This window comes from Martelella radicis, from assembly GCF_014196625.1.
Classification (GTDB): domain Bacteria; phylum Pseudomonadota; class Alphaproteobacteria; order Rhizobiales; family Rhizobiaceae; genus Martelella; species Martelella radicis.
In genome coordinates, this window is the sequence record NZ_JACIDZ010000015.1 from 76,228 (window position 1) to 89,582 (window position 13,355).

The 13,355-nt window shown below is 61.1% G+C and carries 13 protein-coding genes; 6 read left to right on the top strand and 7 right to left on the bottom strand.

Annotated elements, in window-relative coordinates:
* Window positions 1-55 precede the first annotated feature (55 nt).
* From GGR30_RS19205 to GGR30_RS19225, 5 genes are all read right to left on the bottom strand, one after another.
* Entirely contained in the window at window positions 56-640 is a 585-nt protein-coding gene (locus tag GGR30_RS19205) for a hypothetical protein (RefSeq protein WP_183489847.1), read from the bottom strand.
* On the bottom strand, window positions 624-1,820 hold the full coding sequence (gene dapE, locus GGR30_RS19210; RefSeq protein WP_183489862.1) for a succinyl-diaminopimelate desuccinylase: 1,197 nt from the start codon (window positions 1,818-1,820) through the stop codon (window positions 624-626). The genes GGR30_RS19205 and dapE overlap by 17 nt, the downstream gene beginning before the upstream one ends.
* Before the next feature lie 92 nt (window positions 1,821-1,912).
* Window positions 1,913-2,764, bottom strand: a complete 852-nt coding sequence (gene dapD / locus GGR30_RS19215; RefSeq protein ID WP_183489864.1) for a 2,3,4,5-tetrahydropyridine-2,6-dicarboxylate N-succinyltransferase — start codon at window positions 2,762-2,764, stop codon at window positions 1,913-1,915.
* A gap of 223 nt (window positions 2,765-2,987) precedes the next feature.
* Window positions 2,988-3,614, bottom strand: coding sequence for an EF-hand domain-containing protein (locus GGR30_RS19220; protein WP_183489868.1), 627 nt, complete (start codon window positions 3,612-3,614; stop codon window positions 2,988-2,990).
* A gap of 89 nt (window positions 3,615-3,703) precedes the next feature.
* Window positions 3,704-4,435 (bottom strand): pyrimidine 5'-nucleotidase, encoded by a 732-nt coding sequence (locus GGR30_RS19225; RefSeq protein ID WP_183489871.1) that lies wholly within the window; start codon window positions 4,433-4,435, stop codon window positions 3,704-3,706.
* Between the two features lie 275 nt (window positions 4,436-4,710).
* Between GGR30_RS19225 and GGR30_RS19230 the strand changes: the two genes are divergently transcribed.
* Window positions 4,711-5,625, top strand: a complete 915-nt coding sequence (locus GGR30_RS19230) for an EamA family transporter (protein WP_183489874.1) — start codon at window positions 4,711-4,713, stop codon at window positions 5,623-5,625.
* Here GGR30_RS19230 and GGR30_RS19235 read toward each other — a convergent pair.
* The gene (locus GGR30_RS19235) at window positions 5,622-6,797 is read right to left on the bottom strand and encodes a hypothetical protein (protein WP_183489877.1); all 1,176 of its coding nucleotides are present in this window, start codon (window positions 6,795-6,797) and stop codon (window positions 5,622-5,624) included. The genes GGR30_RS19230 and GGR30_RS19235 overlap by 4 nt on opposite strands.
* 289 nt (window positions 6,798-7,086) lie before the next feature.
* On the opposite strand from GGR30_RS19235, the gene GGR30_RS19240 reads away from it, so the two are divergent.
* Window positions 7,087-8,565: an MFS transporter gene (locus tag GGR30_RS19240; RefSeq protein WP_183489880.1), complete on the top strand. Its 1,479-nt coding sequence runs from the start codon at window positions 7,087-7,089 to the stop codon at window positions 8,563-8,565.
* Between the two features lie 81 nt (window positions 8,566-8,646).
* The gene (locus GGR30_RS19245) at window positions 8,647-10,146 is read left to right on the top strand and encodes an MFS transporter (RefSeq protein ID WP_246414035.1); all 1,500 of its coding nucleotides are present in this window, start codon (window positions 8,647-8,649) and stop codon (window positions 10,144-10,146) included.
* A gap of 46 nt (window positions 10,147-10,192) precedes the next feature.
* Here GGR30_RS19245 and argB read toward each other — a convergent pair whose 3' ends face one another.
* A complete protein-coding gene (gene argB, locus GGR30_RS19250) occupies window positions 10,193-11,080 on the bottom strand; it encodes an acetylglutamate kinase (protein WP_138750203.1) in 888 nt (295 codons plus the stop codon).
* Between the two features lie 152 nt (window positions 11,081-11,232).
* Between argB and GGR30_RS19255 the strand changes: the two genes are divergently transcribed.
* The 3 genes from GGR30_RS19255 (at window position 11,233) to GGR30_RS19265 (ending at window position 13,172) form a co-directional block, all read left to right on the top strand.
* The gene (locus GGR30_RS19255) at window positions 11,233-11,772 is read left to right on the top strand and encodes a sigma-70 family RNA polymerase sigma factor (RefSeq protein WP_183489882.1); all 540 of its coding nucleotides are present in this window, start codon (window positions 11,233-11,235) and stop codon (window positions 11,770-11,772) included.
* A complete protein-coding gene (locus GGR30_RS19260; RefSeq protein ID WP_183489885.1) occupies window positions 11,769-12,482 on the top strand; it encodes an anti-sigma factor in 714 nt (237 codons plus the stop codon). The genes GGR30_RS19255 and GGR30_RS19260 overlap by 4 nt, the downstream gene beginning before the upstream one ends.
* 132 nt (window positions 12,483-12,614) lie before the next feature.
* Window positions 12,615-13,172, top strand: coding sequence for a fasciclin domain-containing protein (locus tag GGR30_RS19265; protein WP_183489888.1), 558 nt, complete (start codon window positions 12,615-12,617; stop codon window positions 13,170-13,172).
* Window positions 13,173-13,355 lie beyond the last annotated feature (183 nt).

Here is a 13,355-nt window from a genome sequence, read left to right on the forward strand (position 1 = left end):
AATGCACGGCGCTTACGATTGCGGGAGGCGGGCACCCTGTCAAGCCGGAAGCGCCTCAGCCCCCCATGATATAGCGCGTGCCGATATCGGTGATCAAAAGCGCGGTGATGGCCGAGGCGATGATGGCCGCCGCCGTTGGCAGCGCCTTTTCGTTCATCAGCAGGTAGACGATGCGAATCTCGATCAGGAAGGCTGCAAGCACCACGGCCTGGAACAGAAGCAGAAGGACGCTTGAGAGCGGTTGCAGGCCAGTCGCAATCAGAAGGATCGCAAAGGCGGCGAATATATTGATCGGCAGGCTCATCCAATTGGTCGCCACCACGATCTTCAGGAAGGAACGCGGCATGCCGGAAACCATGCAGACGAGACCGAGAACGACGATCGGCCCCATCCAGCCGAGACCCTGGATGAGCGCGCTTCTGAAGATTGCCCGTGCATCGACAGGAATGGTCTGGGAAACGAGCATCGAAAGGCTGATGAGTTCGCTGCCGACCATGAAGGGGAAGGAATAGGCAAGCGCCCAGAATGAGCGCGCAAGGCCGCGTTCGGTGAAATCCAGATAGCGCGTATGGGCGGGATCGCCCTTGATCAGCAGCCACAGGCCGCGCATGTAGAACAGGATTTCACCGGGCGTCGGCAAGGGCGAACCACCTTTCGATGAAATGGCTGTAGATCTCGGTCAGCTTTTCCAGATCGGCGACCGGCACATGCTCGTCGACCTTGTGCATGGTCTGGCCGACCAGGCCGAACTCGACCACCGGGCAGTAATCCTTGATGAAGCGCGCATCCGATGTGCCGCCGGTGGTCGAAAGCGCCGGCCGCTTACCGGTGACCGTCTCGACGGCGGCGGCCAGGCTACCGGAAAGGCGCTCGTTGCGGGTGAGAAACACAGGGCTGACGCGCCCGAGCCATTCGAGCGAATACCGCGCCGGTCCGCGTCCGGGCCTCAGCCTATCGTCGGTGGCCGCACGGTCCAGCCGGGTTGCAAGCTCGTCCTTCAGCGTCTCCTCGCTCCACAGGTCGTTGAAGCGGATGTTGAAGGTGGCCGAGACGCTTTCGGGGATGACATTGGTGGCCGCGTTGCCGGTATCGACCGAGGTCACTTCCAGGTTGGACGGCGGAAACAGGTCCGTGCCTTGGTCCAGCGGCGCGCCCATCAGCGCGTCGAGCATTCCCGTCATGGCGCGAAGCGGGTTGTCGGCAAGGTGCGGATAGGCGACATGGCCCTGCGTTCCGGTCACCGTCAGCCTGCCCGTCAACGATCCCCGGCGACCGACCTTGATCATGTCGCCGAGCGCATCGGGATTGGTCGGCTCGCCGACGAGCGCCGCATCCCAGTGTTCGCCGCGCGCCTTCGCCCATTGCAGCAGCTTGTCCGTGCCGTTGACGCCGGGGCCTTCCTCGTCACCGGTAATCAGCAGCGAGACGGAGCCGGGCAGCGTAAAACCTTTGTCCAGAAGCCGGGCAAGCGCCGCGATGAAGCAGGCGATGCCGCCCTTCATGTCCACCGTTCCGCGCCCGAACAGAAGCCCATCGGCGATTTCCGCCGCAAAGGGGGGATGGCGCCAGGACGCCTCGTTTCCGGGCGGCACCACGTCGGTATGGCCGGCGAACATCAGATGAGGACCGGTTGTCCCAAGCCGGGCATAGAGGTTCTCGACATCCGGCGTGCCGTCCGTATGGCCGGTCATCCGCTCGACCGCAAAGCCGAGCGGCGCGAGCATCGTCTCCAGAGCGGACAACGCCCCACCTTCCTCCGGCGTCACGGATGGGCAGCGGACAAGCGTTTGCAGCACGGAAACGGGATCGGTGACGGTCATAGGAAATATCTAGATGTTTTTTCGGCCGTTGCGAGAGCTGTGGGAGTGCCGCCGGGCAATTTCCGGCAGCGCTTTGTCCTTTTCTGCCGATATCAGTCGCGCAGAAGCTCGTTGATGCCGGTCTTGGAACGGGTGCGCTCATCGACGCGCTTGACGATCACGGCGCAGTAGAGGCCCGGTCCCGGCGCGCCGTTGCCCATGGGCTTGGCGGCGGGCAGCGTGCCGGCGACGACGACCGAATAGGGCGGAATTTCGCCATAGGTGATCTCGCCCGTGGCGCGGTCGACGATCTTGGTCGACTTGCCGATATAGACGCCCATGCCGAGAACAGAACCTTCGCGCACGATGCAGCCTTCGACCACTTCCGAACGCGCGCCGATGAAGCAATTGTCCTCGATGATGGTCGGGCCGGCCTGCATCGGTTCCAGCACGCCGCCAATGCCGACGCCGCCGGAAAGGTGGACATTCTTGCCGATCTGGGCGCAGGAGCCGACGGTGGCCCAGGTATCAACCATGGTGCCTTCATCGACATAGGCGCCGAGATTGACGAAGGAGGGCATCAGCACCACGCCGGGCGCGATATAGGCAGAGCGGCGCACAACGGCGTTGGGCACGGCGCGGAAACCGGCTGCGCGGAACTGGTTGTCGCCCCAGCCTTCGAATTTGGACGGCACCTTGTCCCACCAGGTGGCGTTGGCCGGGCCGCCCTTGATCACTTCCATGTCGTTGAGGCGGAAGGAGAGGAGCACAGCCTTCTTCAGCCACTGATTGACCTTCCAGGCGCCGTGTTCCTGGCGCTCGGCAACGCGTGCCTCGCCGCTGTCCAGCAGGTTGAGCGCATCCTCGACCGCTTCGCGCACTTCGCCTGTGGTCGAAACGGAGATTTCGGCACGATTTTCAAATGCGGTCTCGATGGTTTTTTCAAGCGATGCGTGGTCGGTCATGTGGTCGTCCTTTGAATGACGCGCCTCATCGGCGCGGAAGAATCCGTCAAGCGTCTAGCTGTCCCAATGCTCTAGGCGAGGCGCGCCAGTGCGTCAATCTTTGCCGACGGCTTTGAAGGTTCGCGGGCGGGAAACGCAAATGCCCCCGCCGTGAGGCGAGGGCATGCCGATGAAGCGCATCGGGCGCGACCGATGGAGACGGTCTGGAAAGCGAGCCGGATGTCTACCAGCGCATCGGACGGTCCGGCAGGTCGTCCACGGTGATCACCATGTCGCCGTTGCGGTCCATGCGGGAGAACATCTTCGCGGCCACGGCGCCAAACTCCTCCTGCGAGATCTGCCCGCTGCGGTCGCTGTCGGCGCGGATGAAGAAGACGCGCTGCATGTCGCCGCGATGATGGCCGTTCCATTCGCCCCGGCGGCGCTCGCCATCGGGGCCCATCCGGTGGTATCCGCCGTCGCGCATCGCCATGTGCGGCTTGAAGCCCTGCCGGTTGTCGTCATCTTGATCCTTGGCCATCGCCGCGCGCTCTTCGTCGCGCGCCTCGGGGCGGGGATTGTTCTTGCGAAATTCGGCGATCTTCGCCTTGCGGTAATCGGCAAGTTCGCCGGGCGTGATCACGCCGTCGCCATTGACATCGATCGCCGCGAAGCGACCGTCCTGGAAGGCCGCGACCTCTTCCTTGGTGATCTTTCCGTTCTTGTCGGCGTCGGCATTCTTCAGGAGAAAGATATAGCCGCGTTCGACGGGGGCGGGGCCGCGCATGTCGCGCGCCGCTCCCGGCATGGCGGTCGCGCCGAACGCCAGTGTCGTTGCGAGTGCGGTCAGGGTCAGATGCTTGACGGTCATGGCTCAAATCCTCGTTTTGCCGTGATGACAAGACGAAGGTAAGCGAGCGCCGTCGCCGGGACGACTTAATTATCCGCAAGGTAGCTGAATTATCGGTAATTCATATTCCGTTCACCAAAGACATCCAGCACGGAGCCGACAAAACCCGCGAGGTCCTCGGTGACGTAGTCGATATGGGCGGTCTCGTCGCCAAGGCGCTCGAAGGCCTCGGCGAAACCGTATTCGAGGTTGGGCGGCACGATCAGCACGGTCTTCATGCCGAGCGTCTTCGGCTCCCGCAGATTGCGCGGCAGGTCCTCGAACATGGCGGCATGGTCCGTATCCACGCCGGAGCGACGGAGGAATTTCGCATAGGCATCGGCCTCGGGCTTCGGCGTGAAGCCGGCCGCCACGATATCGAAGATATCGTCGAAATGATGGAGAATGCCGAGCGCCTCGGCGGTCTTTTCCGCATGCGGCACGGAGCCGTTGGTGAAGATGAACTTGCGTCCCGGCAGCGCCTTGATCGCCGCGCCCAGAACCGGGTTCGGCTCGAGCACGGAATAGTCGATCTCGTGCGCCTTTTCGAGAAAGTCGTTGGGGTCGATGTCGTGATTGATCATCAGCCCCTGAAGCGTCGTGCCGTGGTCGCGGTAATAGTTCTTCTGCAGCACGCGGGCTTCGTCTTCCGGCAGCGACAGGAGTTTCGACACATAGGCCGTCATGTTGCGGTCGACCTGGGCGAAGAGGTCGACATGATGCGGGTAGAGCGTGTTGTCGAGATCGAAGACCCAGTCACGGATCGTCTCGAAATCGGCGGCTTCGGGATGTGTTCTGGTCATGGGTCTGCTTATGGCAGAGCCGGCGCTGGAAGGGAACTGATTTCCGTCAAGGACAGGGTGGCCTGCTTCCGGGTCTGGCGAGACTGTGCTAAGCAGAAGCCATGAAAACCGGATCGATCAGCTTTTCGCCTTGCGGCGCGATCATCCTGCAGGACAGAAAGCGCCTGCCGGCCCGGTTTTTCGCGAATTTCTGCAAGACCGCCTGCGGCAGGCTTTGAGCGAGCGTGAACTGACCTCCACCCCTTCGGTTTCCCGCCTCGCAAGGTCTTATCCCCATGGAACTCTGGATCGGCATAACCTTCGCCGCCGCCTTTCTGCAGAACATGCGCTCCACGCTTCAGAAATACCTGAAGGGACGCATGGCGACGCTCGGCTCCACCTTCACCCGTTTCGGCTTCGGCCTGCCTTTTGCCGCGCTCTATTTCGCTTTCCTGGCATACGGTCTCGACCGTCCTGTGCCGGCGGCCAATGTTGACTTCGCCTTCTGGGCGCTGATCGGCGCCGTCAGCCAGATCGGCGCCACCTTCCTGCTGGTCTATCTGTTTTCCTTCCGCAATTTCGTGGTCGGAACCGCCTATTCGCGCACCGAGCCGGCGCAGGCGGCCATCCTCGCCTTCCTCTTCTTCGGCGCGACCATATCCTTCGCCGCGATTGCCGCCATTCTCATCTCGATTGCCGGCGTCATGCTGATCTCGCTGTCGCGCAACGACATGGGTTTTGGCGGGCTCGTTCGCGGGCTTCTGACCCGCACGGCGCTGGTCGGCATCGCATCGGGCACGCTGTTCGGGCTTTCGGCGGTCTCCTATCGCGCGGCCTCTCTGGCGCTCGCGCCGAGCCTGCCTCAACCCGATGCGATCATGCAGGCCGCCTTCACCCTGGTCATCGTCATCGCCGTGCAGACGGTCGCCATGCTTGTCTACATGCTGGCCTTCGACCGCGCCGAACTGGTGAAGGTCGCGAGGGCCTGGCGGCCGGCGCTCGCCGTCGGTTTCGTCGGCGCGACCGCCTCCTTCGGCTGGTTCATCGCCATGACGCTGCAGCAGGCGGCGATCGTCAAGGCGGTGGCGCAGGTGGAAATGCTGTTTTCCTTCGCCACCTCGGTCATCATCTTCAAGGAGAGGATGACCGGGGCCGAGGCGGTCGGCTGCGCGCTCGTCGTCCTCGGCGTGCTGACGCTGCTTCTGGCTTAGCGGTGCGAGAGCCGCTCTCTAATTATAGATTCGTTAGCAATCAAGAAGTTTTCTGCCAGTATTTGGCTTGCCCAACCCTCATACGTGTACATGTCAGGGGGCGAGAATTTAGACTGTGACAAGTCTTCAATTAACGTAACCTTCTCGGAAGGTAGATACTCATTTTTCTCTTTGGCGTTCCTACATTCACGCTCAAATTCATCGTCGTCGATGAGGTTGATCGCCACAAAAAAAAGTTGAGGCTTTCCCGCCCTAGGCAACTCTCGAGCAATACATATAGGGAAGAGAAGATACTGATCGGGATCAAGGTTTGTTTCCATTTTTATTTCCTGCCTTGTCCCATACAAAAAGAAGTCAAATTTGTGCTCGCCTGCCTTGCAGCCAGGAGGCATTTCAAGGACGCCTGACACAGTGCAGTGCAGTGCTTTTTGTGCAATTGATGCAAGGTTATCCGAACGCAACCTCACGAGGGTGCGAGTAAGGTCACGATTGTAAAACATTATAGCGGTACCCAAATTATTTGCCAACAACGATTGGCTCAAAGGAGGCAACAACCCATTCTGCGGCCGTTCTATCTCGGAGCGTATTGTTGTTGCTCTGTTCGGAAGTTTACCACTCGCCCAATCGACGGTTAGGTTTGTGGCTACCTGATCAAAATACCTGACGGGCTCACAATAAAAAGTGCCATCTTCTGAAAATTCTTCGAGGCGGATAGATGTGTTATTTTCCCATTCGTTATTTTCAAAGTCCCATTTTATTTTTTTTAATTTTATAAAAAAATCTATAGAAGTTTCAGAATGATATTTTAGACTTGGAGGGAGACGATAAGGTATGGATGAAAAACTTATTCGAACTGAATTTATGTTTATAGATCTTCGAGAAATAGGTAGAATTTCATCTGAATAAAATGAAAATAAATCTGCATACAGAAGTTCAGTGCGCCGCTCATAGCTTCCGGCATATCCGTGGTAGTATCCGAAGAGTTTATCCGCTTTCATCTCGTAAAATGGCTCGCGGCTTTCTTCATTCAACCCGCGCCGCGTCTCTTGAGGTTCGTCACCGATCCTCAATGGAATGGAAAATCTCGGACCAGATGCGGTTGCATCAACTTTTTCATGTGATTTCCACGTTTTTCTTAGAAATGCTCTTGTGGCAGGAATTATCTTTGACATTTCATTAACCTCCTTGGCACGCTAGATTAGTGATGCCAGAATAATACATTGAAGCTTCTGTGCCGCCATCGAAATCTGGTAGCGGCAGCCTACTTTAGCTTCAAATGGGCAAACGGCATCAAAGCATGCTTCGTTGAACGTGCAGACCACTATCTTGCCGCTACCGAGCGCTGCCTGGACAGCAGCCGACCTAGGCAATTCTGTTCAGGCTGCTTCAGCTATGACTGACTTGATCGCCACGAGCGGCAAAGGAATAGAAAATGGATTGTCGGGCCGGAAGAGATATTGAATGGTGAAGGCTGCTGAGGTGGGGGATGTTGCCTATCCGGGGCGATGGCTGGCGATGTCGGTGCTGATCGCCGCGGCCTTCATGAACCTTCTCGATGCCACCATCGTCAATGTGGCGCTGCCGGTCATCGGCAAAGATCTGAATGCCCACAGTTCGTCGCTGGAATGGGTCATCGCCGGCTATGTGATGGTCTTCGCGCTCGCTCTCATGCCTTGCGGGCGGCTTGGCGACATCATCGGCAAGAAGCGGATGTTCCTGTTCGGCGTGGGCTTCTTCACCCTGGCCTCGGCCTGTTCCGGCGCCGCGCCCAATATCACGACGCTGGTGGTCGCCCGGCTATGCCAGGGGCTGGGCGCGGCGATCATGGCGCCGCAGGTTCTGGCGCTGGCGCAGGACATGTTTGCCTCGAAGGAGCGCTCCAGCGCCTTCTCGCTGTTCGGGATCGCCAGCGGCATCGCCATCGTCTCCGGCCCGCTGATCGGCGGCTGGCTGATCGCCATCGACCTTTTCGGGCTCGAATGGCGCTCGATCTTCTACATCAACGTGCCGGTCGGCATCGCCGCCGTCATTGCCGGCCGCATTCTCATTCCCGACATTGCGGCGAGTGAACGGTCCTCGCTCGATGTGATCGGGGTGCTGATCGTCGCCGCCGCCTTCGTGCTGCTGATCTTCCCGCTGGTCGAGGCGCGGCGGTTCGGCTGGCCGCTCTGGTGCTTTGCGATGATCATCGCCGCCTTTCCGGCCTTCGCCGCCTTCTATTTCTTCGAGCGGCGGCGGGAGCGGCAGGGATTGTCGCAGCTTCTGCCGGTCTCGCTGATGCGCAATCACGGCTATCGCCTCGGCGGCTTCGTCGCGCTGGTGTTCTACTCGACGCCGGCGGGCCTGTTCATGACCTTCGCGCTCTTCCTGCAGCAGGGTTTTGGCTTCACCCCGCTCGAGGCGGGGCTTTCCACCGTCCCCTTTCCGCTCGGCGCCTTCCTCTCAGCCTTCACCAACAGCCGTCTCTCCGACCGCTTCCTCAAGGGGCGTATCCTTGCGGCATCGGCGACGATGGCGGCCGGGTATGTCATGCTGTTCTTCGTCGTCCTCGGGGCCGACCAGCATCTCGCCATTCTCGATTTCGCCCCGCCTCTGTTCATCTGCGGCTTTTCGCTCGGCATGACGGCGTCGCCGCTGTTCCAGACGATCCTTGCCGATGTGCCGGGCCGCGATGCGGGCTCTGCCTCCGGCGCGCTGCAGGCCATCCAGCAGGCGGGCAGCGCGCTCGGCATCGCCATTGCCAGCGCCCTGTTCTTCTCCATCATCGCGGCGCGCCAGCAGACGGGGGCGGCAACGGCGGATGCCTATGTCGCCGGCTTTTCCGCCAGCATCGGCTACATGATCCTTGCCATGGCGATCGTCTTTGTCGCCGCGCTGTTCATGCCCGCCGTCAAGCCGTCCGGAGAAAAGCCCGAAACCGAAGGCATGATGCTCGGCTGACCGGGCGAAAAGCTGTGAATTGACATTTCCGCCGTCCTCGCCCAATTGGTGACGGCCCTCAACCAAGATGCGGAGATCCCATTGGCTTCCAGTCAGACGGAAACCGCGCCGACCGGCGCGACGGCGGAGCAGAACCCGGGCCGCTGGACGGCGCTTGCCGTGCTGCTGTCGGCGGTGTTCATGAACATGCTGGACGTCACCATCGTCAATGTGGCGCTGCCGTCGATCCAGGAGGGGCTGGATGCCTCCAACTCGGCAATAGAATGGATCGTCGCCGGCTATGTGCTGATGTTCGCGCTGGCGCTTTTGCCCTTCGGGCGGCTCGGCGACATTGTCGGCAAGAAGACCATGTTCATCGCAGGCGTGGCCTCCTTCACGCTCGGCTCCGCCCTTTGCGGCCTTTCGCACACGACGCTGATGCTGGTGCTCGCCCGCCTGTTCCAGGGCTTTTCCGCGGCGATGATGACGCCGCAGGTGCTGGCGCTGACGACGGTGATGTTTTCGGCAAACGAGCGCGCCCGCGCCTTCAGCTTCTTCGGCATGATGGCGGGAATCGCGACCGTCAGCGGCCCGATCATCGGCGGCTTTCTGGTCGAGCACAGCCTGTTCGGCCTCGGCTGGCGGGCGATCTTCCTGATCAATTTGCCGATCGGCCTGTTCGCCATCATCGCCGGGGCAAAGCTCGTGCCGTCAACGCCGCGCCGGACCGATACCCGCAACGACTATCTCGGCATCTTGTTGATCGCGGTCGCCATGTTCATGCTGATCTTCCCGCTGGTCGAGGGCCGCACCTTCGGCTGGCCGCTCTGGTGTTTCGCCATGATGGTCGCCGCCCTTCCGGTGCTCGTCGCCTTCGTCATGTGGGAGCGGCGGCAGAACGCCCGCAAGAAGCCGCAGCTTCTCTCCTTTCAGCTGATGAAGAACCGCAACTTCATGGTCGGCGGCTCGATGGCACTGTTCTTCTTCTCGACGCTGCCGGGTTTCTTCCTTTGCCTCGCGATCTTCCTGCAGGTCGGCTTCGGCTTCTCGGCGCTGAAGTCGGGCATGACCACCGTGCCGTTCTCGCTTGGCGTGTTCACCGCCTCGCTGATCAGCGGGCGCATCGGCCACACCTATCTGAAACCGCGCGTGATCTTCGGCATAGCGCTCCTCGGCGTCGGCATGTTCTGGCTCAGGCTCTACGTGCTCGGCGTCGGCGACGAGGTGTCGCGCTGGGCGCTGTTCGCGCCGCTGATCGTCTCCGGTCTCGGCCTCGGCGTCGCCATCGCCTCCATCTTCCAGCTTGTGCTGTCGGGCGTACCGCATGAGGAGGCGGGCTCGGCGTCCGGCGCACTGCAGGCCGTTCAGCAGCTTGGCGGGGCCTTCGGCATCGCCATCATCAGCGGCATCTTCTTTGCCCGTCTCGGCATGTCTCTGCAGGTCGGCGCCGACAATCATCCCGCCTATGTCAGCGCCTTTGCCCTGGCGCTGATCTACAATCTCGTCGCCTATGTCGGCGTGATCGCCCTTGCCCTGCTTCTGCCGGCCGACCGCAAGCCGGACGCGCCCGCCGCAAAGGAAAACGCCCCGCACATTGCCTGAAGAGGGCTGAGCGGGGCGCTGAAAGAAACAGGGCGGGGATAATTGCTTACGGCACGATCAGCGTGCCGGCGCCGCCCTTGGTCAGGATTTCGAGCAGAACCGAATGCTTGACCTTGCCGTTGAGGATGACGACGCCCTCGACGCCGGCCTCGATCGCCTCGATGCAGGTCTCGACCTTGGGGATCATGCCGCCGGAAATCGTGCCGTCGAGGATCAGCTTGCGTGCCTCGGCGACCGAAAGCTCCTTGATCAGCTCGCCGCTCTTGTCGAGCACGCCGGGCACATCCGTCAGGAACAGAAGGCGGGTCGCGCGAAGCGCGCCCGCGATCGCGCCGGCGAAGGTGTCTGCGTTGATGTTGTAGGTATGGCCGTCATTGCCGGGGGCGACGGGGGCGATCACCGGGATCATCTCGGACTTGGCGAGAAGATCGAGCAGCGTGGTGTCGACGGTGTCGACCTCACCGACGAAGCCCAGATCGAGAATGCGCTCGATATTGGAATCGGGGTCGATGACGGTCTTCTTCGCCTTTTCGGCGAAGACCATGTTACCGTCCTTGCCGCAAAGGCCGATGGCCCATTCGCCGGTCTGGTTGATCAGCGCAACGATTTCCTTGTTGATCGAACCGGCAAGCACCATCTCGACGATCTCGACGGTGGCCTGGTCGGTGACGCGAAGCCCGCCCTCGAACTTCGATTCGATCCCCATGCGCTTCAGCATGTTGCCGATCTGCGGGCCGCCGCCATGCACCACGATCGGGTTGACGCCAGACTGTTTCAGAAGCGCGATGTCGCTGGCGAAGGCCTGGCCGAGTTCAGCATCGCCCATGGCGTGTCCGCCATATTTCACGACTATGGTCTTGTTCTCGTATTTCTGCATATAGGGCAGCGCCTGCACCAGCAGACGTGCCTGAACTTCGCTTTCCGACAATGACATGGATTACCCCGGTGCTTTGATCCTCGCGGCCTTTTAGCGCATCCGCGCGGCTTAGTGAATATTGTTCGGCCGAACTATTGCGGCCGCTGCCTTGTCGGAAGAGGTTCGCGCCCTATAACGGTTGGTACAACGGGAAGGGGATCAAGGCATATATGGCGGATGACGATCTTGGTGCATTGATCGCACGCGTATCCCTGAAGGACCGGCAGTCCTTCAACCTGCTTTATCAGAAAGCGAGTCCGAAACTTTTTGCGATCTGTCTGCGTATTCTGGGCGATCGCGGTGAAGCCGAAGACGCCCTCCAGGACATTTTCGTGCGGATCTGGCAGCGGGCCGGTACATTTGCGTCCGACGGCCGGTCGCCGTCCGGCTGGCTGGCGACGGTTGCCCGCAACCACGCGATCGACCGCCTGCGGCAGAAAAAGCCCGCCGCGCGCGATATCGATGCCGTGCACGACCTGGCCGATGGGAAGGAGAGCCCGGAAGAGCGCGCGCATCTTGTCGGCGAAGGCCGCAGGATCGACACCTGCATGGAGCGGCTGAAGCCCGAATGGGCGTCTGCCGTGAAGGAAGCCTATGTGAGCGGTCTGAGCTATAATGAACTTGCGGAACGCTACGGCGTGCCGCTCAATACGATGCGGACATGGCTGCGGCGCAGCCTGCTGAAACTGAAAGAGTGTCTGGAAGCATGAAAAGGCCGACGCAACAGCAAGGCGGCGAACCCGAAGACGAGATGCTCGCCGGCGAGTATGTGATCGGCGCGCTTTCGGATGCCGAGCGGCGCGCGGCGGAGGCGCGGATCGCGCGCGATCCCGCCTTTGCGGCGCTGGTGCGCGACTGGCAAAACAAGCTCGAGCCGCTCGATCAGGCCTACGGAACCGAGACGCCGTCGGCGGAGGTCTTTTCGGCCATCGAACAGCGGCTCTTTGCGCAGGAACAGGATAGCAGACCTTCGCTTGCCGCGCGCCTCTGGGGCTCTGCGGGCCTCTGGCGCGGCGTTGCTGCCGCTGCCGTCATCGCTGCGGTGGCATTCACTGTCTACAATGAACGCCTGACGACGCCTCAGACGACATTGCTTGCTGAACTCAGCGGTCCGGACAATGCCGTCAATCTAGTGGCCCGCTACAATGCACGTACCGGGCGCGTATCGCTCACCCCCGTGGCGGCCGGCGCGCCGGATGAGAAGTCTCTGGAGCTCTGGCTGATCGAAGGGGAAGATCCTCCGGTCTCGCTCGGCGTCCTGCCCCAGACCGGGGAAGGGGAGCTTACGGTTCCGAGCGATATCAGTGACCGGATCGGGGCGGGGACCTTCTTCGCCGTCAGCATCGAGCCCTATGGCGGTTCGCAGACCGGCGGGCCGACCGGACCGGTGATTGCCGTCGGTGAGCTTCAGTCACTTTAAAATTCGCGAAATCAATTGCTTGCGAAGAAAATCGAAGCAATCTGAAACTCTTTGGGCAATGGCTTCGTCTGTTGTTTCATCCCCGGCGCCAGGAGGGTGCCGGGTGAAGCGAAACATCAAGAGGAGACTATCATGCTGAAGACCTTCAAGCGCACCGCCATTGCCGCCACACTGATCGGCGGTTCCGCCGTTGCGGCGCTTGCCGCCAATCCGATGGTCGGCGGGGCCGCGATGTATCCCGACAAGAACATTGTCGAAAATGCCATGAACTCCAATGATCACACAACGCTGGTGGCCGCGGTCAAGGCGGCCGGCCTGGTCGAAACGCTTCAGGGCGAGGGGCCCTTCACCGTCTTTGCCCCGACCAACGCGGCTTTCGCCGAACTGCCGGAAGGCACGGTCGATGAACTGCTGATGCCGGAAAACAAGGAAGCGCTCGCGAAGGTTCTGACCTGCCACGTCGTATCAGCCGATGCGATGTCGTCCGCGATCGAGAAGATGATCGCCGATGATGGCGGCGTGCATGACGTGCCGACGGTCGGCGGTTGCACGCTGAAGGCCGAGGAGATGGACGGAACGATCACGCTCACCGACGAGAACGGTCGCACGGCCGAGGTGACGATCGCCGATGTCGAGCAGTCCAACGGCGTCATTCACGTCATCGACACGGTGCTTCTGCCCGCAAGCTGAGCGCCGTCTCTCAGATAGCCTGACCGGGCATGACAACCAGACCCGGCAGGAAGCGACGCCCTGGGTCGCTCACTCGAACCGCCTCCCCCCAGGCGGTTCGTTTTTTTGCGGCTGGAGCGCCGCGCGTCCATTCGGACGCACAAAGGGCGCTCTAACCTATTGAATCTACGCATCGTGCTTTCC